The sequence below is a fragment of the Aminipila luticellarii genome, assembly GCF_004103735.1.
Taxonomy (GTDB): domain Bacteria; phylum Bacillota; class Clostridia; order Peptostreptococcales; family Anaerovoracaceae; genus Aminipila; species Aminipila luticellarii.
This window is the reverse complement of the sequence record NZ_CP035281.1, coordinates 2141379-2165680: the sequence shown is the minus strand read 5'-3', so window position 1 is coordinate 2165680 and position 24302 is coordinate 2141379. Positions and strand designations below refer to the sequence as shown.

Sequence of the window (24302 nt, the reverse complement as noted above, 5' to 3'; positions counted from 1 at the left end):
ATCCAATAGGAAAAATCGCTGAAAGCGATGGGAAGGAAAAGGAGTGCCACTATGAAAATATATAATACATTAACGAGAAAAAAAGAGGAATTTGTTCCGATTGATGAAAATGAGATCAAGATATATGTTTGTGGACCGACAGTGTATAATTACTTCCACATAGGAAATGCGAGACCTTTTGTAGTGTTTGATACCCTGAGAAGATACTTGGAGTATAAGGGTAAAAATGTAAAATTTGTTCAAAATTTTACAGATGTTGATGACAAGATTATTAATAGAGCGAAAGAAGAGGGCATAAGTCCGGGAGAAGTAAGCGAAAAATATATTCAGGAGTATTTTAAGGATGCTGCTGCTCTGAATGTCAAAAAAGCTTCCGTACACCCTAAAGTAACGGAAACAATGGATGACATCATTCAATTTGTTGAAGATTTAATAAAAAAAGGATATGCGTATGAAGTGGATGGAGACGTATATTATAGTACAAGAAAATTTAAAGAGTATGGTAAGCTTTCCAAGCAGAATATAGAAGATCTGGAATCCGGTGCGAGAATTGAAGTCGGTGAAAAGAAGCAGGATCCCCTTGATTTTGCTCTTTGGAAGGCAAGAAAGTCGGAGGATGAAATCGCATGGGAATCCCCATGGGGCATGGGAAGACCGGGCTGGCACATTGAATGCTCCGCCATGTCCAAAAAGTTTTTAGGAGAAACGATTGATATTCATGCAGGCGGACAGGATCTGTCCTTCCCGCATCATGAAAATGAGATCGCTCAGTCAGAAGCGCACAACGGCAAACCGTTTGCCCATTACTGGATGCACAACGGATATATCACCATTGACAATGAAAAAATGTCCAAGTCAAAAGGAAATTTCTTTACGGTAAGAGACATTCTGGCTAAATACAGCGGAGAAGTTATGCGGTTTTTCCTGCTGTCCGGACATTACAGAAATCCGATCAACTTTAGTGATGCCCTGATGGAACAGGCAAAGAATGGCCTGGCAAGGATGCAAAATGCCAAGTCCAACTTAAAGCATTTAATGGAAACCGGCACAGACACCATGACGGATGCGGAGCAGGAAGCTGTTGCAGGCTTTGACCAATACAGGCAGGGATTTATTGACTCTATGGAGGATGACTTGAATACAGCAGATGCAATAACCGCTGTGTTTGAGCTGATTTCTTTTATTAATACTACCGTTAAGGACGGAGCATCTAAGGAATTTGCAAAGAAGGCGTTTGATGTATTAATCGAACTGACTGGTGTTCTGGGCTTACTGCAGCAGGAAGAGGATGACGAGGTGGATTCCGAAATCCAAGCTTTAGTAGATGAAAGACAGGAAGCCAGAAAGAACAAGAATTTTGCGAGAGCAGATGAAATCCGGGATATTTTAAAAGCAAGGGGCATTGCTTTGAAAGATACGCCTCAAGGTGTACAGATTATAAAGGAATAAAAACGGAACAATTTATATTATCGGCTGAATACCTTTTTGAATTATTGACAAAGGGTATTTCCCCTGTTAATGAAGAATAAGGATCTGTAAATGGATAGAAGTAAAATGAACACAACGGCGCTGGCCTATATAGGGGATGCGGTCTATGAAGTGTATGTGCGTAAGTACGTTTTGGAAAAGGATGCAGTCAACGTAAATAAGCAGAATAAATTGGCGGTTCGATTTGTTCGGGCAGAGGGACAAGCTCTGGCCATAAAAAAATTAATGGACTCCTTGCCGGAGAACGAGCTGGCTTTGGTCAAGCGTGCCAGAAACAAAAAAATTACCTCAAAGCCGCAGAATGCGGATGCCGTTACCTATAAACTGGCAACTGCATTTGAAGCGTTGGTGGGTTTTTTGTACTTATCAGAGCAGACGAAAAGGTTGGAGGAGATTATTCATCAGGCCGTGGAGCTGATTGATGCGGCAGAGTTTGATGATGTCAGAAAAAAGATAAAAAAATAGTTTTGGTTATATGGAGGAGGAACAAATGAGTAAAGCCGATGTATTATTTGTAAATATGTGTAAAGACATATTGGAAAATGGATATTCCTCAGAAGGGCAGATCGTCCGGGCAAAATGGGAGGACGGAACGCCTGCGCATACCATTAAACGGTTCGGAGTGGTAAACAGATATAACCTTCAGGAAGAATTTCCGGCCTTGACGTTGAGGCCTACGGCCATTAAATCTGCTTTTGATGAATTGCTCTGGATTTGGCAGAGAAAATCAAACCGGATTTCAGATCTGAACAGCCACATCTGGGATGAATGGGCGGATGAGCAGGGAACCATCGGAAAGGCTTACGGATACCAGTTGGGCAAGAAATATAAATTTGCTCAAGGGGTAATGGATCAAGTGGATAATGTGATCTGGCAGCTGAAAAATACGCCGTATTCTAGACGGATTCTTACGAATATCTTTAATTTTGATGATTTAACGGAAATGAATCTGGAACCGTGTGCGTACAGCATGACCTTTAACGTGACAGGAAATAAGTTAAACGCTGTTTTGAATCAGCGCTCTCAGGATATTTTGGCGGCAAATAACTGGAATGTGGTTCAGTATTCCATCTTAGTTCATATGATGGCTCAGGTGTGTGGTTTTGAGGCCGGAGAATTCGTCCATGTCATAGCGGATGCACATATTTATGATAGGCATGTGCCGGTGATAAAAGAGCTGATTGAAAGGCCGCAGTTTCCGGCTCCTACCTTTTCATTAAATCCAGAGATCAAAGATTTCTATCAGTTTACTGTAGATGATATCAAGATTGAAGATTACCAAAAGAATCCACAGATCAAAAATATTCCCATTGCAGTATAAATAATGGCTTACAGTTGTGATGCTTATCACATAAGCACGGGAAGAGCCTGAGAGGAGGAGTATGCATGAAGATGATTGCAGCGGCAGATAATAAGTGGGGTATCGGTAAAGACAATGAATTACTGGTGCATATTCCGGGGGATTTAAAGTATTTTAAAGAGAAGACCATGGGAAAAGTAGTTGTAATGGGCAGAAAAACGCTGGAATCATTACCGGGTCAAAGACCTTTACCGGGGCGGACTAATATTGTTCTTTCCTCAAATAAGGATTATCCTGCGGGATGCAGCGTATGTCATTCCAAAGAGGAACTCTTTAAAGAGCTTGAGAAATATGATTCGGATGATATTTATGTCATCGGAGGAGCTAAGGTTTATGCAGATCTGTTCGATGACTGCGATACCTATTTTATAACGAAAATTTTGAAAACCTTTCCGGCAGATCGGTACTTCAACAATCTGGATGAGTGCAAAGAAGTAAGTCTGGTCTGGGAGAGTGATATGCAGGAATCCAATGGACTGGAATATAAATTTACGGAGTACAGGAGAAAATAGTTTGGAATCAGAAAACACGAATAAGAATATTATTGTAGGCAGAAATCCGGTTTTGGAAGCATTGCGAAATGACAGGGAAATTGAAAAGATTCTGGTAGGGAAAGGAGCCGAAGGTTCCATCAAGAAAATTGTCGGCATGGCAAAGGATAAAAAGATTCCTGTTACCATGGCGGATAAACCCATTTTGGACAGGCTGGCCAACGGGAGCCCTCATCAGGGCGTGGCTGCTTATGTTTCCTCCTATGGCTACTGCGATGTAGAGGATATTCTCCAGATAGCAAAAGAGCGGGGGGAAGCTCCTTTCATAATCCTTTTAGACAATTTGGAAGATCCCCACAATTTGGGAGCGATCATGCGTACGGCGGAGGTCTGCGGTGCTCATGGAATCGTCATACCGAAGAGAAGGTCTGTGGGCATTACGGATGTGGTCGTTAAGGCCTCTGCCGGTGCGGTAGAATATGTTGCCTGTGCTAAGGTTTCTAATCTTGCACAGACGATAGATGAATTAAAAGAAAAAGGGATATGGATCTATGCCTGTGATATGGACGGGGAACCGTATTACAAAACAGATTTAAGGGGGGCGGCAGCTGTTGTGATCGGCAGTGAAGGCCATGGCATAAGCCGGCTTGTAAAAGAGAAGTGCGACTTTGTTGTATCCATACCGATGGCCGGTAAAATTACGTCACTGAATGCCTCTAACGCTGCTGCGGTTTTAATGTGCGAGGTAAGAAAACAAAGAGATGCAGGAAAATTATAATCAGACGAGCGACGAACAGCTTGCAGCTTTGGCACAAGCCGGTGACGAACTGGCTGAAGAAAATCTGATTCGGAAGTATAAAGGCGCTATAAAAAATAAATCCCGCCTGTATTTTGTTACAGGTGCGGATGCCGAAGATGTTATGCAGGAAGGGATGATTGGCCTTTTCAAAGCGATTCGCAGTTATAGGGAAGGTCGGAACGCAAGCTTCCGGACTTATGCGGAGCTTTGTATAAATCGGCAGATCTTATCTGCGGTAAAACAGGCGGCCAGAATGAAATATTCTCCTTTAAATACATCTATCTCCATAGAGAACAAGTTCTTTGATGAAAGTCACGAAATAAGTATTGCAGATACTTTATATTCCAGTTTACAGGAAAACCCGGAGACGATTATCATCATGAGAGAAAAAATGGAAGGATTGGAGAGTGAGGGGAAAAGCTTTTTCAGCGAATTAGAGAGCAAGGTCTTAGTAGAATTTCTTCAAGGAAAAAGTTATAATGAAATCGGCAAGTTAATGAATAAATCGCCGAAATCAATAGACAATGCGGTTCAGCGCATCAGAAAAAAATTAGAAAATCATTTAAATAGAGGCTAAAAAGAAAAGGATTCCTTCCGTAGCATTGACAGAGGGATCTTTTTTTGTTAAAAATTGGATTTCATAATTTTGAAAAAACTTGAAAAAGGTTATTGACATTCCCCTATAGGGGAAGGCGTAAAATGACTTTTGTATTAAAAAAGCATGCATAAAAATACACAAAAAAGTGATGAAGTGGTGAGGAGAATTTTTATGAAGGAAGTTTTTTCGGTAGGTGCAGTCTCAGATTCAGACCTGGTGGCTGCCAAGGATAAATTATCAACCGGTTTCTTTAAGCGGGGAGTTACGATTGGATTGCTTTCGGGCCTCTGCTATGGCTTTTATTCCTCTTTTTTGACATTAGGTATGTCGACAGGGATCTGGTCCGAATGGTATGGTCCCAATACTGTCTTGCCGGCCATAGCGATTACATACATGCTGGCGGCTTTAGGCAGTGCGATCAATGATACGATCAGCGCCATATGGGCACTGATTATTGCGGCAGTAAAGGGAAAGTTAGGTGACTTTTTTAGAACGGTTAAAACGAAGCCCGGCAGAATGATTGCTCTGGCAGCGTTAGCCGGAGGACCGATCGCCGGAACCGCTTATGTTGCATGTTTGCAGCTGGCAGGTTCTATTGTTATTCCTATTACGGCTCTATGTCCTGCGATTGCAGCGATTTTAAGCCGAATTTTATACAAGCAGAAACTGACGCCGCGTACTCTGTTGGGCATTCTGATTTGTTTCGCAGCGAGCATTATGATTGCAAGCACAGGTTTTGGGGGAGAGGCTCCAGACGGACTTGTACTGGGCATGATCGTGGCCTTCGTTGCAGCGTTGGGCTGGGGAATTGAAGGCTGCGTGGCAGGCTATGCGACTTGTATGGTGGATTATGAAATCGGAATCACCATCAGGCAGATTACCTCAGGATTGACAAACTTAATTGTTTTAGTTCCTTTGTTCGGTATTTTTGCAAGCGGCGGTCTTGGTCTTTCTTTTGACCTTATTCCAGCTGCGCTGTCAGACGGACATGCAATGATCTGGTTTGTAATCAGTGGTTTGTTCGCAGTATATTCATTTAACTTATGGTACAAAGGAAACAGCATGTGCGGCACGGCTCTCGGCATGGCCTGCAATGCTACTTATTCCTTCTTTACACCTTTGATCTCATGGATCATTCTTGGCTTGATCTTTGGTCAGGACGGATGGGCGATACCTCCTATCGCATGGATGGCTGCTGTAGTCATGTCCTTAGGAATCTTCATTATGGCTGTAAATCCGTTGGACTTCTTTAAAAACAATAAAGAAAAGGGAGGTATTTCAGCATGATGCCACTAAACTATGCTATTTTGAAATATTTTACTGGGGTGAACGAAGCCTGCGCAGATGATGTCATAGAGGCATTAAAAGGCCAATATGGACGCTTTAAAGGTTTAAAAAAGCCTGCGGTAATCGAAGCAGTTATGACTGCAGAGGCAAATGGTCTTCTGGAAGAAACACGATACGATTTCGATAAAAATAGAAAATTAAGAGTGTATTATCACGCACACAAAGAGGGTGCAGACGCTATTAATGCATACATTAAGTAAAAATAAAAATGAGTGTATAAATATGCAAAAACAAGCGAATCCTTTAAATTGATAATAAATTAAAAAACTGTCTTAGGATAGATCAGCAATATACGCTTATTTGTTTTAGGACAGTTTTTTAATATAATGACCTTTGTACAGCACATGAATGGTTTACTTCCCAATTTGAGGAGAATTAATGGATGCAGCGGGCTAAAAAACAATTTTAAAAAAAGTGGTCCGCGTATTGAATTTGTCCTATTGACTAACCCTTTGTAATATTGTAAAATAGACCTAACGTGCTGTTGTAGCTCAGTAGGTAGAGCACTTCCTTGGTAAGGAAGAGGTTCGGCAGTTCAAGCCTGCTCAACAGCTCCAACTTATAAAGATCTGTCCCAATTACGAATTACGAGGATTTTGGATGACAGATCGACAAAGAGTTTCTGCAAATCGATGGTTTGCAGAAACTGCAACATAAAAAAGAAATTATTTGCAAGGTTAAAATGCAAAGGGGAGGAAAAATAAAAATGGCAAAGCAGAAATTTGAGAGAACAAAGCCACACGTAAATATCGGAACAATCGGTCACGTAGACCACGGTAAGACGACACTTACAGCAGCAATAACCAAGACATTGAACCAGAGATATGGATTAGGTCAGAAGGTCGACTTTGACATGATCGATAAGGCACCGGAAGAAAGAGAAAGAGGAATCACGATTTCAACAGCGCACGTTGAATATGAGACACCGAACAGACACTACGCGCACGTAGACTGTCCGGGTCATGCTGACTATGTAAAGAACATGATCACAGGAGCAGCGCAGATGGACGGAGCGATTCTGGTAGTAGCAGCAACAGACGGACCAATGCCGCAGACAAGAGAACACATCCTGTTATCCAGACAGGTAGGCGTACCATATATCATCGTATTCTTAAACAAATGCGACATGGTAGATGACGAAGAATTATTAGACTTAGTAGAAATGGAAGTAAGAGAACTTCTTGACGAATATGAATTTCCGGGAGATGACACACCGATCATCAGAGGATCCGCATTAGGAGCCTTAGAAGATCCGGCAGGTCCATGGGGAGATAAGATCATCGAACTGTTTGAAGCAGTAGATACGTATATCCCAGAACCGGAAAGAGATAACAGCAAGCCGTTCATCATGCCGGTAGAGGACGTATTCTCCATCACAGGCCGAGGAACAGTAGCAACAGGAAGAGTAGAAAGAGGAACGTTAAAGGTAGGAGATGAAGTAGAAATCATCGGAATGACCGAAGAGAGAAGAAAAGTAGTGGTAACGGGAATCGAAATGTTCAGAAAGCTGTTAGATCAGGCAGAGACCGGAGATAACATCGGAGCATTGTTAAGAGGCGTACAGAGAAATGAAATCGAAAGAGGACAGGTACTGTGTGCACCGGGAACGATTCATCCGCATACAAAGTTCACGTCACAGGTATACGTATTAAAGAAGGAAGAAGGCGGAAGACATACGCCATTCTTTAACGGATACAGACCACAGTTCTATTTCAGAACAACAGACGTAACAGGAGATCTGCAGTTACCGGAAGGAACAGAGATGTGTATGCCGGGAGATAACATCCAGATGACGATCACATTGATCACACCGATCGCAATCGAAGAAGGCTTACGATTTGCCATCAGAGAAGGCGGAAGAACAGTAGGTTCTGGCGTAGTTGCTTCTATTATCGAATAATTAAAAATGTAAAAAAAGAAATTTTAGGCAATGGGAAATTTCCCATTGCCTTTTTTCGCTTCAGGATTTAGAATATATGGAGAAAGAGACAAATCTATAAACAAAAAATGTTAATTATAGGCAATTTAGTATAAATTTTAGGTGGGTGGGCAGCAGTTTTGATGAGAATAAGCAATAAAAAAAGATTTAAAACCTCTATAATAATCAGCGCAATTTTGCTGATTGTTTTAGTTTGTTGTATGTTGGGGATCAGTGCCGCGGCGAAAGAACATTTGAAACGACAAAATCCGCCAATGAACGAGAGTCCTGTCAATTCCGGCCTAAATATAGAGGAACCGAAAGAAGATGCGGAGCCGGCTTCGGATCAGGGGAAAGAAACACCGAAAGCCGGACAAGAGGGCGAAGGAGATAAAACAAATGAAAAGCCGGCCGCTACAGAAACCAAAGAGAGCAGCAAACCGGTGGTGAAACCCGAAGAACTTCCCCAAGATCAGCTATATGCGGTATATAACGATACGCTGATTATAGGAGACTCCAGAGTGGAGGGCTTTAAGCTTTATTCCGGCGTAAGAAATGCTTCATACTTTTGTATGAAAGCTATGACCATAGATAAAATAGAAGAGGGCAAAACGGTTTCTGTTAACGGAAAGTCTCTTTCGGTGTATGATATGCTGGATGCGGCAGCTTACGATAAAATCATTGTAGGAGTGGGATTGAATGAGCTGGGCTGGAATCACATAGAAACCTTTTTAGAAGACTACGGCCAATTAATCGACCGGATCAAAGAAAAACAGCCAAACGCTACCATATATCTTCAAGCCGTACTGCCTGTTTCAAAATCAAAAAATGACAGCGATAAAATACATAATAACGCACAGGTATACTGGTATAACGAAAATATTATTAAATTGGCTTCCGATAAGGGAGTACAGTTTGTGAACCCGGCTGCAGCTCTGGTAGATGCAGATGGATATTTGGTGGCAGAGGCTACTACGGACGGAGTACATTTAAATGCTCAGTATTGTAAAATTTGGGCGGAATATTTAGCAGAGTTAATAAAATAGTAGGGGGAAATAAAAGATGAAAAATGTAAGAATGTGTGTAGTAATGGTACTGGCAGCTTGTGTGCTTCTTGCCGGATGCGGCGGCGGAGATGTAAAGGAAGCATCAGGAAATGAAAAGGTTCTGGAACAGGCGGATGTAGAAGCTTTAGGTGCCTACCTGGTTAAGAACACTGAATTTAAAGATTATATGAGCGAAGTCGATGAGCAGATCTTTTACAGTCTGTACAACCTGAATGATGATCTGGTGGAGGATGCTGTTTTGTATTCAAGCACAGGTGCGACGGCAGAAGAGGTTGCTGTGATCGAGGCGGAAGACGGTAAGGCAGAAGATGTGGTAAAAGCCTGCGAAGAAAGAATTCAGGCGCAAAAGGAAGGGTTTGAAAATTACGTGCCCGCAGAACTGGATAAATTGTCGAGGCCGGTTCTAAAGACGTATGGAAACACTGTTATATTAATGGTATGTAATGACAGCGACGCAGCAGAAAAGCTGATCGCAGATTATGACGGCAAAGATGTATAGGTGAAGAATAGATGGTTTTTAGCAGCATTTCATTTCTGATATATTTTTTGCCTGTTGTAATTGGTTTATATTATCTGGCTCCGGCAAGATCAAAAAATTTGGTCTTGCTGATTTCGAGCCTCTTTTTTTATGCGTGGGGCGAACCGGTATATGTTTTTCTGATGATTTTTTCTGTGATTTTCAATTATTGTTTCGGCCTTTTGCTGGACAAGAGCTTGAGCATAAAAGGAAGGACTGCGGCCGCCAACTGGATTTTTGCAGCCGGTGTGGCGGTGAACCTTGGGATTTTAGGATTTTTTAAATATGCAGGCTTTTTAGCGGATAATATGAATCTGGCTTTTGGAACTCATTTTTCCGCTGCGGATTTACCTCTTCCAATCGGTATTTCTTTTTATACCTTTCAGGTCATGACGTACGTGATTGATTTGTACCGACGAAAAGTAAAGGTGCAGAAAAACTTTCTGACATTTGCCACCTATGTGACCTTGTTCCCGCAGCTTATATCGGGGCCGATTGTACGCTACGAAACCATAGAAAGTCAGCTCGTGAACAGACGTGTGGATATGGAACTCTTTGCTTCCGGTGTCCGAAAGTTTATTATAGGAATGGGAAAGAAAATGCTTCTCGCAAACAATATAGGAATTCTGTGGGACAGCATCGCAAAAATGAATCCCGCAGAATTGCCGGCAGGCACTGCATGGCTCGGGGCAGTGGCGTTTACATTGCAGATTTACTTTGACTTTTCCGGATATTCGGATATGGCCATCGGACTTGCCAGAATGTTCGGCTTTACCTTCTTAGAAAACTTTAATTACCCGTACATCTCCAAATCGATAACTGAATTTTGGCGCAGGTGGCACATTTCTCTGGGTACTTGGTTCAGAGAGTATGTATACATCCCTTTAGGGGGAAATCGCCGTGGAGCCGGACGTCAAATGCTTAATATTTTTATTGTCTGGGCCCTGACCGGTCTGTGGCATGGAGCAAGCTGGAATTTTGTCCTATGGGGAATGTATTTCGCGGTCATCCTTGTGATCGAGAAGCTGGTACTGGGAAAAGCCCTGCGAAGATTTCAAGAAAGGTTTCCTGTTATAGGCAGTATTGCTGCAGGAATCTACACCATGGTGCTTGTAACCATCAGCTGGGTCATCTTTGCCATAGAAGATTTAGATTCCATAGGGGATTATGTGGTCAGCCTAATGGGACTTCACCACACCGGATTTGCAGATAGCTATACCTGGTATTTGCTGAGCAGCAACTTCATTTTACTAATACTCTGTATCATCGGTTCAACGGATGCTCCGGCTCGATTATGGAAAAAATTTTATGAAGCCAAGCTGCAAGAAAGCCCGCTGGCAGGTGCTGTTGTAGAAAATGCAGGTCTGCTGATCTTATTTATAATGAGCTTTGCTTATATCGTTGCATCGACTTATAAAACATTTATATATTTTAGATTTTAGCGAGGAGGCATTATGAGAGACAAAAAGGCGGCGGTTACCGGCATTGGGTTTGTATTAATTTTAAGTTGTCTTCTGGTGCTGTGCGGCATGATACCGGATAAAGCTTTTTCGGACAATGAAAACAGACAGCTGCAGTCCTTACCTAAATGGAAAATTTCAGATGTTGCCAGCGGTGCCTATATGAAAAATTTTGAAGCCTATGCTTCCGACCAGGTGATTGGCAGAGATGGGTGGGTAAAAATTAAAAATATAGCAGATATCGTTTCCGGGAAAAAAGACAATGGAAGTGCTTATTTTGGGAAAGACGGGTATCTGTTTCCAATGGATACTATTGATGAAAATCAGTTTAAGAAAAATTCGGATTATGCAAAGACCTTCATAGAGAAAGTGAAAGGAATGAACCGTAAGATAAATATTTCTGTTATCCTTGCACCTACGTCTCAGGAAATTTATAAAGATAAGATGCCTCCATATGCTCCGGAATCGGATCAAGGGAAGGTTTTAAAAGAAGCAGAAGAATGTTTTGGTGAAATGCTGGTCAATCCAGGCGCAGCTTTGTCTCAGCATAAAAATGAATATATTTATTATAAAACGGATCACCACTGGACAACGTTAGGAGCCTATTATACATATCGGATATGGGCAGAGCAAAATCAGTTAGAACCACTGGATAAGAAGGATTTTGACATAGAGACAGTAAATCGCAATTTCTATGGAACCACCTATTCAAAAGCAGCAGGCTATCCTGCGGAACCGGATTCGATTCAGAAATTTACCAATAACGCCATAGAGCATACAGGGATGAAAATAGAATCGTTAAAAGGTGTGAAAGAATTTCCAAGTTTATATAATGAACAATATCTGAACACAAAAGACAAGTATTCATACTTTCTGAGCGGGAACAATCCCATGACTACTATAAAAGGAACCGCTACAAACGGACAAAACATTCTTGTCATTAAAGACTCCTATGCCAACTGCTTTGTGCCGTTTATCACAGCGCATTTCCAGAACATTTATGTGGCTGATTTACGTTATTATAAACAGAGCCTGCAGCAGTTTGTAAAAGAAAACAATATAACAGATGTACTGTTTTTATATAATATAGTACAATATTCAAATGACAGAAACCTGGTGTACTTATTAAAAGAGTAAGAAATATTGCTGAGATAAAAGCAGAATCTATTTATTGAAGGAATGCGAACGCGTACCGGTGGACATTCTTAAGAAAATCTATTGACGGCACTACAAACTGGGAATAAAATATAAATATACGATTTAAACTGCGGGCTTTTAGGTTCGCAGTTTTAAAATGGAGATTCTGCCCCCATCTGTGATGCGGCACCGCAGGTCTCATACAGTTAAAGGATGAAGGGGTGACAACATGAATTATAAGGTGACCAAAAAGCAGAATAACAGTGCAAGATGTGTAGTCTGCGGAACAAAAAACAAGTTCAGCTTAAATACAAGATTTTATGAGACGGAAAATGGACAACTGACTTGTACTTTCAGAACGGAGGACTGGCACCAGAGTTATCCCGGAAGAACTCACGGCGGGCTTTCAGCTGCCGTTTTAGATGAGCTGATAGGCAGAACTGTCTGCATCGAAGAGCCGGATTGCTGGGGAGTCACTGTTGAGCTTACTTTAAAATACAAAAAACCCGTACCAACAGAGGCCAACTTAAAAGGCGTAGCCCATATGACCAGAAATACCCGAAAGATTTTTGAGGGAGAAGGACAGATCCTGCTTCCTGATGGCAGTGTGGCAGTAGAAGCTTGGGGGAAATATATGAAAATGCCGGTGAATCAGATCGCAGAAGGCGATTTTGTCCACTCGGAATGGTATTTACTGGATGAAGAAAATGATCCGGCAGAAATAGATCTATAACTTTTGTCCGGCATTTCGTTGGAATCATAAAAAAAACTTGACATAGACAAGGGCAGATGTTATCCTTAATGAGCGACTTTATGATATTTAGTATGATATAATCGTGTATATAGTGTGGAAATATACGTGATTACGTTACAAAATATGAGAAAAATACGGAGCCTGAAAGAGTGCTCTGAATTTAAATTGAAAGCAGAAGGCACAAATAGGAGGTGGATAAAGTGGCAGCAGGAGCTAGAGTGAAAGTTACATTGGCATGTACAGAGTGCAAGCAGAGAAACTACAATACTATGAAGAACAAGAGAAACGACCCGGATCGTATTGAGTTGGATAAGTATTGCAAATTCTGCAAGAAGCACACTCTTCATAAGGAAACAAAATAAGGAGTGAGTAATATGGAAAATGAAAAGGCTAAAAAAAAGCCGACAGCTGCTCCTAAAAAACAAAGAGCTGGTATAGGAGAGTATTTCAGGGGCATTAAAACTGAAATGAAAAAGGTTGTTTGGCCCACTAAGAAAGAGCTTGGATCATATACAGTCGTTGTGTTATTTACTTGTGCGTTTTTTGCAGTTGGATTTTGGCTGGTTGATTTAGGCGTTCTTTCTGCGCTTAAAGCAATATTAGGCATTACTTTATAATAAGTAGAGGTATAAGATGTCAGATTTAGAAAACAACTTAGACCTAGATAAGGAAGAGCTTGAGGAAGAAGCTCCAGCTGAAGCTCAAACAGTTTCTTCTAGTTCTGGAATTGCATACGATGAAAATCAGGGATATGTAAATAATTCGGATAGCCCTGCAAAATGGTATGTTGTTCATACTTATTCCGGGCATGAAAACAAGGTTAAAGTAAATATTGAAAAAATTGTTGAAAACAGGGGTATGCAGGACTTGATTCTGGATATCGTTGTTCCTACCGAAGACAGCGTGGAAGTGAAGAACGGACAGCGTAAGGTGAAGACCAGAAAAATATTTCCGGGTTATGTTTTGGTGAAGATGATCGTCACCAACGAATCGTGGTATCTTGTCAGAAACACTCAGGGTGTCACGGGATTCGTAGGACATGGCACAGAACCTATTCCGCTTACTAATGAAGAAGTAAGGAGAATGGGCATTGAAAAGGTTCACGTTGAAATCGATGTAGAAGTAGGCGACAATGTGAAAGTTATCAATGGTCCTTTTGAAAGCTTCATGGGTGTGGTTGAGGAAGTGAATATGGAAAAAGAAACCCTAAAGGTGAAAATTTCCATGTTTGGCCGAGATACGCCGGTTGAACTTGAATTTGGACAAGTAGATAAAATCTAACAGAAAGGAGAAAGAATATGGCAAAGAAGGTTGAAGGTCTTATTAAACTTCAGATTGCGGCAGGAAATGCTACACCAGCACCTCCAGTAGGCCCGGCATTAGGACAGAAGGGCGTAAATATTATGGACTTCTGTAAGCAGTTTAATGCCAGAACTCAGGATCAGGCAGGAATGATCATTCCGGTTGTAATCACTGTTTATGCGGACAGATCATTTACATTCATTACAAAGACTCCTCCTGCAGCAGTATTGTTAAAGAAAGCAGCTGGTTTAACAGCAGCATCAGGCGAACCAAATAAAAAGAAGGTCGCTACTTTAACAGAAGAACAGGTGAGAGAAATCGCAAAAACCAAGATGCCGGACTTGAACGCAGCAGATTTGGATGCAGCAGCATCTATGGTCAAGGGTACTGCAAGAAGCATGGGTATTGTAATAGAAGGTTAATAACAGATGGGAGATCGTGCTGAGAAAAAACTGCAGCAGATCGTTTGTACCACAAGGAGGTAGAAAATATGCCAAAGAGAGGCAAGAATTACAGAGAATCAGCTAAATTAGTTGATAAAACAAATTTATATGAAGTCAGTGAAGCAATGGATTTGATCACAAAGACTTCAAAAGCTAAGTTTGATGAAACGATTGAAGTTCACATCAAGCTGGGCGTTGACGGCAGACATGCCGACCAGCAGGTCAGAGGTGCAATTGTACTTCCTCACGGAACTGGTAAATCAAAGAAGGTTCTGGTATTTGCTAAAGGCCCTAAAGCGCAGGAAGCGGAAGCAGCCGGTGCAGACTATGTAGGAGCTGAAGAAATGGCTCAGAAGATTCAGACTGAAAACTGGTTCGACTTTGATGTAGTTGTAGCAACTCCGGATATGATGGGTGTTGTTGGTCGACTTGGTAAGGTACTTGGTCCTAAGGGATTAATGCCGAACCCTAAATCAGGAACCGTAACAATGGATATTACAAAAGCTCTTGAAGAAATCAAAGCCGGTAAAGTTGAATACCGTCTTGACAAGACGAACATTATCCATACTCCAATCGGAAAAGCTTCTTTCGGAGCACAGAAACTGGAAGAGAACTTTAAAGCTTTAATGGAAGCTGTTGTAAAAGCAAAGCCGGCAGCAGCAAAAGGACAATATTTGAGAAGCGTAACGGTTGCTTCCACAATGGGTCCCGGAATAAAGCTGAACTCTATGAAGCTTTCAAACTAACAGTAGGTTCAGATTGGAACAATTAAATAGAATTATCACCGTAGACAGCGGGTGCAAATGCTTAATTTCCCGCCGAGGTACAATATAAATATGTTGTCCTTGCCAGTCTATGATTGGCAGGGATTTTTTATGGAGTACCCTATGATCTATTATCATCTGCCAACAGGGAAGATGAAGAAAGGAGTCGTAAATGTCAATAGAAGCACAGAAAGAAAAACAAGTAATCATTGACGAGATAAAAGATAAGCTGGAAAGAGCTCAGTCAGCAGTAGTTATCGACTATATCGGAACTACCGTTGCAGAAGCAGATGCCATGAGAAAGAAACTTCGTGATGCCAACGTAGACTATACAGTTTACAAGAATACTCTTGTAAAGAGAGCTGTTCAGGGAACGAAGTACGAAGGTCTTGCTGAAGTATTGGAGGGACCGAGTGCTGTGGCAATCAGCTATGATGATGCAGTTGCTCCTGCAAGAGTACTGAACGGAGTCATCAAAGAATATAAAAAGATGGCCTTCAAAGCCGGTGTTGTTGAAGGAAGCTTCTTCGATGCAAAGGGTATGGAAGCGATCGCTTCTCTTCCTTCAAGAGAAGAACTTATTGCTAAGTTCTTGGGAAGCATTCAGTCCCCTGTATCCAAAGCGGTTAGAACCTTTCAGGCTATCGCAGATGCTAAGGCAGGCGCTGAAGCGTAAACAAAGGGCTGCATTTTATCGAACAAAATGTGCCTTATCCATTTAGAATGTTAAGAAACAGATAAAAATAAAAAGGAGAATAAAAATGAATAAAGATCAGATTATCGAAGCTATCAAAGCGATGACAGTTTTAGAATTAAATGAATTAGTTAAAGCATGTGAAGAAGAATTCGGAGTATCCGCAGCAGCTCCAGTAGCAGTTGCCGGTGCAGCAGGAGCTGGTGAAGCAGCTGCTGAAGAACAGACAGAATTCACAGTAGTACTTACAAGTGCTGGTGGAGAAAAGATCAAGGTCATCAAGGTTGTTAGAGAACTGACAGGTCTAGGTCTAAAGGAAGCTAAGGAATTAGTTGACGGAGCTCCTTCAAATCTTAAAGAAGGCATTGAAAAGGCAGAAGCAGAAGCTGTTAAGAAGCAGTTAGAAGAAGTTGGTGCTTCCGTAGAATTAAAGTAAGCTCTACTAAAGGGAAACTACACGAGAGACGGCGAATCTATCGCCGTCTCTTTTAGCATAATTTATAAATTATACCCAAAATCGTATGAAATATAAATGGAAAGTACATAATAATTTTGTAAAAACTAGAAAAAATAGCTTGACTGGATTTAAATATTGTGATAGTATAATAGACTGCCATACAATGTTATTTGTTAAAGAAATAATGAACGTGCTGCGAATTATGGCCATGAAATAGGAAACGTTCATTGAATCAAAGAATCTGAGTTTGAGTGAATCTTTTAAGGAAGATTCATGATATAAGGAGTGATGAATATGCCAACACCCGTTACAGTAGGTAGAAAACAGCGCATGAGCTTCTCAAAAATCCATGAGGTAGCAGAAATGCCTAATCTTATCGAAATTCAGACCGAATCTTATGACTGGTTCATCAGAGAAGGTCTATATGAAGTTTTTGAAGATATTTCGCCAATAAAGGATTATGCAGGAAACTTAGTATTAGAATTTATCGATTACTCGCTAAGCGACCCTCCAAAATATGGACAGGAAGAGTGTAAAGAACGAGATGTAACATACGCGGCTCCGTTAAAAGTAAAAGTTAGATTGATTAATAAAGAAACAGGAGAAGTAAAAGAGCAGGAAGTGTTTATGGGAGACTTCCCGCTGATGACAGAAAAAGGTACATTTATATACAATGGTGCAGAGAGAGTCGTAGTAACTCAGTTAGTTCGTTCTCCTGGACCTTATTATGACGTAACTGTGGATAAGTCTAATAATAAATTGTTTTCAACCACCATTATTCCAAACAGAGGAGCATGGCTTGAATACGAAACAGACTCCAATGAAATTATTTCAGTAAGAGTTGACAGAACCAGAAAACAACCTGTTACAACTTTGCTGAGGGCGTTAGGCTTTGGTTCGGATCAGGAGATCATTGACATTTTTGGGGATGATCCGAGATTACGAAAATCTTTGGACAAGGATCCAACGGATAATTACGAGGACGGACTGAAAGAAATTTATAAGAAATTGAGACCGGGAGAACCTCCTACCGTTGAAAGTGCAAAATCTTTCCTGGATGCCCTGTTTTTTGACCCAAAGAGATACGACCTTGCAAAAGTTGGCAGATATAAATATAATAAAAAACTTGGATTATCAAATCGAATCATAGGTGTTGTGGCAGCCGAAGATGTTTTTGATCCGAATACAGGTGAAATTCTGGCAGAAAAGGGCCAGAAGATTTCAAGAGCATTGGGATTTCAGATTGAGAATGCCGGTGTAAAGGAAATTTATGCATACGGCAAAACAGATGAAGAATATGTTACCAAAATCATTGGTAACCGATTTGTTGATTTGAAATTGTATGTGGATTTTAATATCACAGGACTTAAAGTAGAAGAAAAAGTATATTATCCTGTACTGATGGAGATTCTTTCAGAGTGCTCCACAGAAGATGAGATAAAAGAAGCTTTGGTCATGAGAAAAAATGACTTATCGCCGAAGCACATTATTATAGATGATATTATTGCTTCCGTCAGCTATATTCTGAACTTGAATTATGGCATCGGCAGCGTGGATGATATCGACCATTTAGGAAACAGAAGACTTAGAACGGTTGGTGAACTGTTACAGAATCAGTTCAGGATCGGTCTTGCCCGTATGGAAAGAGTCGTAAAGGAAAGAATGACGATTCAGGACATTGAGGTGACGACGCCGCAGGCCCTCATGAATATCAGGCCGGTTACGGCTGCCATAAAAGAGTTCTTTGGCAGTTCTCAGTTATCTCAGTTCATGGACCAGACAAATCCCCTTGCTGAATTGACTCACAAAAGGAGGCTTTCTGCATTAGGCCCAGGCGGTCTGTCCAGAGAAAGAGCAGGATTCGAAGTTCGAGACGTACATCATTCTCATTACGGAAGAATGTGCCCGATTGAAACGCCGGAAGGTCCGAACATTGGATTGATCGGATCGCTGACCACCTATGGCAAGATTAATGAATATGGTTTTATAGAAGCTCCTTACAGACCAGTGGATAAAAAGACGGGTATTGTTCAGGATTACATTGAATATTTGACGGCTGATGAAGAAGAAATGCTGATTATTGCTCAGGCCAATGAGCCTCTTGATTCAGAGAGCCGATTTGCTAATCATAAAGTTGCATCCAGAGGGGTGGGCGGTGAAATCGACCTGGTTCCGAGAGAAATGATCGATTACATGGACGTATCGCCGAAGCAGGTTGTATCTGTTGCGACGGCCATGATTCCGTTCCTTGAAAACGACGATGCTAACAGAGCCCTGATGGGATCCAACATGCAGCGTCAGGCTGTGCCTCTTTTAATACCGGATGCTCCATATGTTGGAACCGGTATGGAGTATAAGGCGGCCAGAGACTCAGGCGTTGTGATCCTTGCTAAGAATGCGGGTACCGTTGAGTATGTAGATGCGACCAAAATTAGAATCAGACGGGATGACGGCACAGGCACGGACGAATACACCATGTTAAAGTTTAAGCGTGCGAACCAGAGTACTTGTATCAACCAGAGACCGATCGTAAATCACGGGGAACACATTGAACAAGGTGAAGTCATCGCAGATGGCCCTTCTACAGATCTGGGTGAAATCGCACTGGGAAGAAATCTTCTGATCGGTTTCATGACATGGGAAGGCTACAATTATGAGGACGCTATCGTTCTGAACGAGCGTCTGGTCATGGAAGATAAGCTTACGACGCTGCATATTGAAGAATATGAAGCAGAAGCAAGAGATACAAAGCTTGGGCCGGAAGAAATCACAAGAGACATTCCAAATGTCAGCGAAGAAGCCTTAAGAGACTTGGATGAGGAGGGTATTATCCGAATCGGAGCTGAGGTGGAACCGGGAGACATCCTGGTAGGTAAAGTGACCCCTAAGGGTGAAACGGAGCTGACCGCAGAGGAAAGACTGCTGCGGGCCATCTTTGGAGAAAAAGCCAGAGAGGTGAGAGATACTTCTCTTAAAGTACCTCACGGTGAAACCGGTATCGTCGTAGACGTAAAGATTTTCTCAAGGGAAAACGGCGATGAACTTCCGCCGGGAGTCAACAAGCTGGTTCGATGCTATATCATCACCAAGAGAAAGATCAGCGTAGGAGATAAAATGGCCGGACGTCACGGTAATAAAGGTGTTATTTCCAGAATCCTTCCGGAAGAAGATATGCCATTCATGGAGAACGGCGAACCGCTTCAGGTCATGCTGAACCCACTTGGCGTACCTTCCCGTATGAATGTTGGGCAGGTACTGGAAGTACATTTAGGTCTGGCAGCTAAATTTAAAGACTGGTACATTGCGACTCCGGTATTTGACGGTGCCAATGAAAAAGATATTATTAACCTTCTGGGTGAATGCGGATACCCTGAAACCGGTAAGCTGCAGCTTCGCGACGGAAGATCCGGAATGCCGTTTGACAATCCGGTAACCGTTGGATACATGTATATGCTGAAGCTGCACCATTTGGTAGACGATAAGATTCATGCGAGAAGTACAGGTCCTTATTCTCTGGTAACTCAGCAGCCGCTTGGAGGTAAAGCTCAGTTCGGCGGACAGCGTTTCGGAGAGATGGAAGTATGGGCTCTGGAAGCCTATGGAGCAGCCCATGTATTACAGGAAATACTGACTGTAAAGTCCGATGACGTGGTAGGTCGTGTAAAGACCTATGAAGCAATCGTAAAAGGCGAAAATATTCCTGAGCCGGGTATTCCTGAATCCTTTAAGGTTCTCATCAAGGAAATGCAGAGCTTGGGCCTTGACGTGAAGGTTCTGACAGATGAAGATGAGGAGATTGAAATAAAGGAATCAACTGATTTTGAAGGTATTTCAAGCCTTGAGAACATCATTGATCTGGAGGATGAGGCAGAACCTGAATCCTTTGAGGAGGAATTTTTAGAAGAAAGCCTTGAAGAGTCGGATGAAGACGACGAGGATTTGGATATCACAGATCTCGAAATAAGCGAAGAGCTTGATGATGAGTTATAGAAAGGGGGAGGGACTCCTTGAGCGATAATAACAACTATGAATTAAACAATTTTGAAGCATTACAGATTAATTTGGCTTCTACGGAAAAGATCCTCAGCTGGTCACACGGTGAGGTAAAGAAGCCCGAAACAATCAATTACAGAACATTGAAGCCTGAAAAGGACGGTCTGTTCTGTGAACGAATCTTCGGACCTACCAAGGACTGGGAATGCCATTGCGGTAAGTATAAAAGAATCCGATATAAGGGTATTGTATGCGACCGCTGCGGAGTAGAAGTCACGAAGGCAAAGGTCAGAAGAGAGAGAATGGGTCATATTGCCCTGGCGGCTCCGGTCTCCCATATTTGGTATTTCAAAGGGATTCCGAGCAGAATCGGACTTGTACTGGATATTTCCCCCAGAAATCTTGAAAAGGTGCTTTACTTTGCAGCATATATCGTAACGGATCCGGGGAACACAAGCTTTGGCTACAAAGAAATTCTGACAGAGCAGCAGTATAGAGAAGCCAGAGAAAAGCATGGAAATGACTTTAAGGCGGGTATGGGTGCGGAAGCTATCCGAGAACTTCTTACTCAGATTGATTTGCCTGTATTGTCAGAGGATTTAAGAAAAAAACTAAAAGAAGCCTCCGGGCAGAAAAAAATCAGGATTGTCAGAAGGCTGGAAGTGATAGAAGCTTTAAGAATTTCACACAATAAGCCTGAATGGATGATTTTAGAGGTCATTCCGGTCATTCCGCCTGATTTAAGACCGATGGTTCAGTTGGATGGCGGCAGATTTGCCACTTCGGACTTGAATGACTTATACAGAAGAGTAATAAACAGAAATAACCGTTTGAAGAGATTGCTGGAACTGGGTGCTCCGGACATCATCGTAAGAAATGAAAAGAGAATGCTTCAGGAAGCAGTGGATGCTCTGATCGATAACGGCAGAAGAGGAAGACCGGTGACCGGTCCGGGTTCCAGACCGCTCAAATCTCTGTCCGATATGCTAAAAGGAAAACAGGGACGATTCAGACAGAACCTTCTGGGCAAGCGTGTAGACTATTCCGGACGTTCCGTAATCGTAGTCGGACCGGAGCTTAGATTCTATCAGTGCGGACTTCCTAAAAAAATGGCTCTTGAGCTGTTTAAGCCGTTCATCATGAAGAAGCTGGTTCAAAACGGACACGCCCACAACATAAAGAGTGCGAAGCGAATGGTTGAAAAGGTAAAGCCGGAAGTTTGGGACGTTTTGGAAAGCGTTATTAAGGAGCATCCGGTTATGCTGAACCGTGCTCCGACCCTTCACAGATTGGGTATTCAGGCCTTTGAACCTGTACTGGTAGAAGGAAAGGCCATCAAGCTTCATCCTCTGGTATGCACAGCGTTCAATGCGGACTTTGACGGCGACCAGATGGCGGTTCACGTTCCGCTGTCTGTGGAAGCTCAGGCGGAAGCCAGATTCCTGATGCTGTCCGTAAACAACATCCTTGCACCAAAGGACGGATCCCCGATTACCATACCTACACAGGACATGATTCTGGGCAGCTATTATCTGACTCACCCTGGGTTGGAAGACAGAAGTACTGCGGCGGAAAAAGGAGACGGAAAGGTATTTACAGACTATGACGAAATGATGATGGCATACCAGAACGGCATCGTAGGAATTCATGCAAGGGTTAAAGTAAGAAGATATCTTGACGAAGAGGATCAAAGAGGTAAAATAGTCGAATCTACTGTGGGAAGGTTTATCTTCAACTCCAATATTCCGCAGGATCTTGGATTTGTGGACAGAAAAATTGACAAGTATGCCCTTGAGATCGACTTCCTGTGCGATAAGAAAAAGCTGGGTCAGATTATTGACAGATGCTATCGAGTACACGAAAATACCGGTACAGCGCTGATGCTGGATGCGATCAAGGATATGGGCTTCCATTATTCCACGAAGGGTGCGGTTACGATCAGTATCTCTGACATGGAGATTCCGGAAGAAAAAGCGGAAATCCTTGCAAAAGCAGAAGCACAGGTCGATAAATATGAGAAGGCGTATCGAGCGGGTCTTGTATCCAATCAAGAAAGATATGAAAAGGTTATCAGCATTTGGAATAAGACCACAGATGACGTGGCCGACGCCCTGATGAATTCCCTGGGACCATTAAACAACTTGTTTATCATGGCGAATTCCGGTGCCCGAGGAAGTAAGAATCAGATCAAACAGGTCGGTGGTATGCGTGGACTGATGGCTAATGCCTCCGGTAAGACTATAGAAATTCCTATTAAGGCAAACTTCCGTGAAGGACTTTCCGTATTGGAATACTTTATTTCAACGAACGGTGCCAGAAAAGGTCTGGCCGATACGGCTCTTCGAACAGCCGACTCCGGATACCTGACTCGAAGACTGGTTGACGTATCCCACAATGTGATCGTCAGAGAGGTAGACTGCGGTACGGATGAAGGAATCGAAGTACGGGCCTTCACAGACGGAAAAGAAGTCATAGAAGCCCTGAAATTGCGTATTGTAGGCAGAACTTCACTGACAGATATATACGACCCGAATACAGGGGCCTTAATTGTGGAGCAGAATGAAGAGATCTCAGAAGCTGCTGCCGAGCATATTGAGAACTGCGGTATCGAAGCCGTAGCAATCCGATCCGTTATGACCTGCCACAGTACCTCCGGTATTTGTGCAAAGTGCTACGGAAGAAACCTGGCAACAGGTGAACCGGTGAATATTGGCGAAGCAGTCGGTATCACGGCGGCTCAGTCCATCGGTGAACCGGGTACTCAGCTGACTATGAGAACCTTCCATACGGGCGGTGTAGCCGGCAGCGACATTACACAGGGTCTTCCGAGGGTTGAGGAACTTTTCGAAGCCAGAAAGCCGAAAGGTCTTGCCGAGATCTGCGAAGCGGACGGTACGGTTATCTCTATAGAGGCCAGAAAGGACAATAAGACAGAAGTAAAAGTCCGAGGAGAGGAAGAACGCTCCTATGTTGTTCCTTACGGCGCACGATTAAATGTGCGGGAAGGCGACTATGTTCTGGCCGGCGGATCTATTACAAAGGGTCCTTTGAATCCACACGATATTTTGAGATTAAACGGTGTGGAAGGTGTATATCAATACCTGCTGAAAGAAGTACAGCGTGTATATAAGCAACAAGGTGTAGACATCAATGACAAGCACGTGGAAGTAATCGTAAGTCAGATGCTTTCCAAGTGCAAGATCGAGGAGGCAGGGGATACTTCACTGCTTCCGGGAGGTCTGTACAGCATATATGAAATTGACGAAGCAAATGCGGCTGCCCTTGCAAGCGGCGGAGAACCTGCTGTTGGAAAACGAGTGCTGCTCGGTATCACAAAGGCATCTCTTGCGACGAATTCCTTCCTGTCAGCGGCATCCTTCCAGGAAACCACAAGGGTTCTTACAGATGCGGCCATTAAGGGAAAGAAAGACTGTCTTCTGGGACTTAAGGAAAATGTTATCATTGGTAAACTGATTCCGGCAGGAACAGGAATGAAGCGCTATAAGAACATTGAACTGGATTATGGCGTGAATACAGAGCTGATGGAGTCTTTCTCTACAAGCAATGAGGAAGACGAGGAAGAGGATTTTGAAGATTTGGCCGATATGGAATCTGTAGTAGATACAGATTTTTCCGGAGCAGATATCGTTGAGCTGGAAGATATAGAATAATTCACTTGACATGAAATCTTTGAATGTGATAAAATATTTATC

The 24302-nt window shown here is 42.4% G+C and carries 23 protein-coding genes, 1 tRNA gene and 1 other annotated feature; all 24 genes read left to right on the top strand.

Going from position 1 to position 24302, the window contains the following annotated elements; genetic code table 11:
• Nucleotides 1–51: 51 nt before the first annotated feature.
• The 24 genes from cysS (at nt 52) to rpoC (ending at nt 24260) form a co-directional block, all read left to right on the top strand.
• Complete coding sequence (cysS, locus tag EQM06_RS10090) at nt 52–1449, top strand: cysteine--tRNA ligase (protein WP_128746318.1); 1398 nt, start codon at nt 52–54, stop codon at nt 1447–1449.
• A gap of 90 nt (nt 1450–1539) precedes the next feature.
• Nucleotides 1540–1953 (top strand): Mini-ribonuclease 3, encoded by a 414-nt coding sequence (locus EQM06_RS10085; protein ID WP_128746317.1) that lies wholly within the window; start codon nt 1540–1542, stop codon nt 1951–1953.
• Between the two features lie 25 nt (nt 1954–1978).
• Nucleotides 1979–2809, top strand: coding sequence for a thymidylate synthase (gene thyA / locus EQM06_RS10080; RefSeq protein WP_128746316.1), 831 nt, complete (start codon nt 1979–1981; stop codon nt 2807–2809).
• A gap of 65 nt (nt 2810–2874) precedes the next feature.
• Nucleotides 2875–3360, top strand: a complete 486-nt coding sequence (locus tag EQM06_RS10075; protein ID WP_128746315.1) for a dihydrofolate reductase — start codon at nt 2875–2877, stop codon at nt 3358–3360.
• 1 nt (nt 3361) lies between these two features.
• Nucleotides 3362–4117, top strand: a complete 756-nt coding sequence (gene rlmB / locus EQM06_RS10070; protein ID WP_230974954.1) for a 23S rRNA (guanosine(2251)-2'-O)-methyltransferase RlmB — start codon at nt 3362–3364, stop codon at nt 4115–4117.
• Nucleotides 4101–4715, top strand: a complete 615-nt coding sequence (gene sigH, locus EQM06_RS10065) for an RNA polymerase sporulation sigma factor SigH (protein WP_128746313.1) — start codon at nt 4101–4103, stop codon at nt 4713–4715. The genes rlmB and sigH overlap by 17 nt, the downstream gene beginning before the upstream one ends.
• A gap of 192 nt (nt 4716–4907) precedes the next feature.
• Nucleotides 4908–6023, top strand: a complete 1116-nt coding sequence (locus EQM06_RS10060; protein ID WP_128746312.1) for a hypothetical protein — start codon at nt 4908–4910, stop codon at nt 6021–6023.
• Nucleotides 6020–6283, top strand: a complete 264-nt coding sequence (locus EQM06_RS10055; protein WP_128746311.1) for a hypothetical protein — start codon at nt 6020–6022, stop codon at nt 6281–6283. The genes EQM06_RS10060 and EQM06_RS10055 overlap by 4 nt, the downstream gene beginning before the upstream one ends.
• A gap of 280 nt (nt 6284–6563) precedes the next feature.
• Nucleotides 6564–6640: transfer RNA gene (locus tag EQM06_RS10050), tRNA-Thr, on the top strand.
• 149 nt (nt 6641–6789) lie between these two features.
• Nucleotides 6790–7983, top strand: coding sequence for an elongation factor Tu (tuf, locus tag EQM06_RS10045; RefSeq protein WP_128746293.1), 1194 nt, complete (start codon nt 6790–6792; stop codon nt 7981–7983).
• A gap of 161 nt (nt 7984–8144) precedes the next feature.
• A complete protein-coding gene (locus EQM06_RS10040) occupies nt 8145–9047 on the top strand; it encodes a GDSL-type esterase/lipase family protein (protein WP_230975051.1) in 903 nt (300 codons plus the stop codon).
• Nucleotides 9048–9063: 16 nt separating this feature from the next.
• On the top strand, nt 9064–9567 hold the full coding sequence (locus EQM06_RS10035) for a DUF4358 domain-containing protein (RefSeq protein WP_128746309.1): 504 nt from the start codon (nt 9064–9066) through the stop codon (nt 9565–9567).
• Nucleotides 9568–9578: 11 nt separating this feature from the next.
• Nucleotides 9579–11027 (top strand): MBOAT family O-acyltransferase, encoded by a 1449-nt coding sequence (locus tag EQM06_RS10030; RefSeq protein WP_128746308.1) that lies wholly within the window; start codon nt 9579–9581, stop codon nt 11025–11027.
• Nucleotides 11028–11039: 12 nt separating this feature from the next.
• The gene (locus EQM06_RS10025) at nt 11040–12182 is read left to right on the top strand and encodes a DHHW family protein (protein ID WP_128746307.1); all 1143 of its coding nucleotides are present in this window, start codon (nt 11040–11042) and stop codon (nt 12180–12182) included.
• A 229-nt stretch (nt 12183–12411) separates the two neighbouring features.
• Nucleotides 12412–12915, top strand: a complete 504-nt coding sequence (locus tag EQM06_RS10020; protein WP_128746306.1) for a PaaI family thioesterase — start codon at nt 12412–12414, stop codon at nt 12913–12915.
• Nucleotides 12916–13136: 221 nt separating this feature from the next.
• Nucleotides 13137–13298 (top strand): 50S ribosomal protein L33, encoded by a 162-nt coding sequence (gene rpmG, locus EQM06_RS10015; RefSeq protein ID WP_128746305.1) that lies wholly within the window; start codon nt 13137–13139, stop codon nt 13296–13298.
• A 12-nt stretch (nt 13299–13310) separates the two neighbouring features.
• Nucleotides 13311–13553 (top strand): preprotein translocase subunit SecE, encoded by a 243-nt coding sequence (gene secE, locus EQM06_RS10010; RefSeq protein ID WP_128746304.1) that lies wholly within the window; start codon nt 13311–13313, stop codon nt 13551–13553.
• 16 nt (nt 13554–13569) lie between these two features.
• Complete coding sequence (gene nusG / locus EQM06_RS10005) at nt 13570–14217, top strand: transcription termination/antitermination protein NusG (protein ID WP_128746303.1); 648 nt, start codon at nt 13570–13572, stop codon at nt 14215–14217.
• Between the two features lie 17 nt (nt 14218–14234).
• Nucleotides 14235–14660: a 50S ribosomal protein L11 gene (gene rplK, locus EQM06_RS10000; RefSeq protein WP_128746302.1), complete on the top strand. Its 426-nt coding sequence runs from the start codon at nt 14235–14237 to the stop codon at nt 14658–14660.
• 68 nt (nt 14661–14728) lie between these two features.
• Entirely contained in the window at nt 14729–15427 is a 699-nt protein-coding gene (rplA, locus tag EQM06_RS09995) for a 50S ribosomal protein L1 (protein ID WP_128746301.1), read from the top strand.
• 20 nt (nt 15428–15447) lie between these two features.
• Nucleotides 15448–15565: a sequence feature (ribosomal protein L10 leader region), on the top strand.
• Nucleotides 15566–15617: 52 nt separating this feature from the next.
• On the top strand, nt 15618–16121 hold the full coding sequence (rplJ, locus tag EQM06_RS09990) for a 50S ribosomal protein L10 (RefSeq protein ID WP_128746300.1): 504 nt from the start codon (nt 15618–15620) through the stop codon (nt 16119–16121).
• Between the two features lie 85 nt (nt 16122–16206).
• Nucleotides 16207–16575 (top strand): 50S ribosomal protein L7/L12, encoded by a 369-nt coding sequence (rplL, locus tag EQM06_RS09985; RefSeq protein ID WP_128746299.1) that lies wholly within the window; start codon nt 16207–16209, stop codon nt 16573–16575.
• Between the two features lie 315 nt (nt 16576–16890).
• Nucleotides 16891–20586, top strand: coding sequence for a DNA-directed RNA polymerase subunit beta (gene rpoB / locus EQM06_RS09980; protein ID WP_128746298.1), 3696 nt, complete (start codon nt 16891–16893; stop codon nt 20584–20586).
• Between the two features lie 17 nt (nt 20587–20603).
• On the top strand, nt 20604–24260 hold the full coding sequence (gene rpoC, locus EQM06_RS09975) for a DNA-directed RNA polymerase subunit beta' (protein ID WP_128746297.1): 3657 nt from the start codon (nt 20604–20606) through the stop codon (nt 24258–24260).
• Nucleotides 24261–24302: the final 42 nt, after the last annotated feature.

Coding starts and splice junctions, on each gene's coding strand:
- cysS (WP_128746318.1), top strand. CDS start 52: ATGAAAATATATAATACATTAACGAGAAAAAAAGAGGAATTTGTTCCG.
- EQM06_RS10085 (WP_128746317.1), top strand. CDS start 1,540: ATGGATAGAAGTAAAATGAACACAACGGCGCTGGCCTATATAGGGGAT.
- thyA (WP_128746316.1), top strand. CDS start 1,979: ATGAGTAAAGCCGATGTATTATTTGTAAATATGTGTAAAGACATATTG.
- EQM06_RS10075 (WP_128746315.1), top strand. CDS start 2,875: ATGAAGATGATTGCAGCGGCAGATAATAAGTGGGGTATCGGTAAAGAC.
- sigH (WP_128746313.1), top strand. CDS start 4,101: ATGCAGGAAAATTATAATCAGACGAGCGACGAACAGCTTGCAGCTTTG.
- EQM06_RS10060 (WP_128746312.1), top strand. CDS start 4,908: ATGAAGGAAGTTTTTTCGGTAGGTGCAGTCTCAGATTCAGACCTGGTG.
- EQM06_RS10055 (WP_128746311.1), top strand. CDS start 6,020: ATGATGCCACTAAACTATGCTATTTTGAAATATTTTACTGGGGTGAAC.
- tuf (WP_128746293.1), top strand. CDS start 6,790: ATGGCAAAGCAGAAATTTGAGAGAACAAAGCCACACGTAAATATCGGA.
- EQM06_RS10040 (WP_230975051.1), top strand. CDS start 8,145: ATGAGAATAAGCAATAAAAAAAGATTTAAAACCTCTATAATAATCAGC.
- EQM06_RS10035 (WP_128746309.1), top strand. CDS start 9,064: ATGAAAAATGTAAGAATGTGTGTAGTAATGGTACTGGCAGCTTGTGTG.
- EQM06_RS10030 (WP_128746308.1), top strand. CDS start 9,579: ATGGTTTTTAGCAGCATTTCATTTCTGATATATTTTTTGCCTGTTGTA.
- EQM06_RS10025 (WP_128746307.1), top strand. CDS start 11,040: ATGAGAGACAAAAAGGCGGCGGTTACCGGCATTGGGTTTGTATTAATT.
- EQM06_RS10020 (WP_128746306.1), top strand. CDS start 12,412: ATGAATTATAAGGTGACCAAAAAGCAGAATAACAGTGCAAGATGTGTA.
- secE (WP_128746304.1), top strand. CDS start 13,311: ATGGAAAATGAAAAGGCTAAAAAAAAGCCGACAGCTGCTCCTAAAAAA.
- nusG (WP_128746303.1), top strand. CDS start 13,570: ATGTCAGATTTAGAAAACAACTTAGACCTAGATAAGGAAGAGCTTGAG.
- rplK (WP_128746302.1), top strand. CDS start 14,235: ATGGCAAAGAAGGTTGAAGGTCTTATTAAACTTCAGATTGCGGCAGGA.
- rplA (WP_128746301.1), top strand. CDS start 14,729: ATGCCAAAGAGAGGCAAGAATTACAGAGAATCAGCTAAATTAGTTGAT.
- rplJ (WP_128746300.1), top strand. CDS start 15,618: ATGTCAATAGAAGCACAGAAAGAAAAACAAGTAATCATTGACGAGATA.
- rplL (WP_128746299.1), top strand. CDS start 16,207: ATGAATAAAGATCAGATTATCGAAGCTATCAAAGCGATGACAGTTTTA.
- rpoB (WP_128746298.1), top strand. CDS start 16,891: ATGCCAACACCCGTTACAGTAGGTAGAAAACAGCGCATGAGCTTCTCA.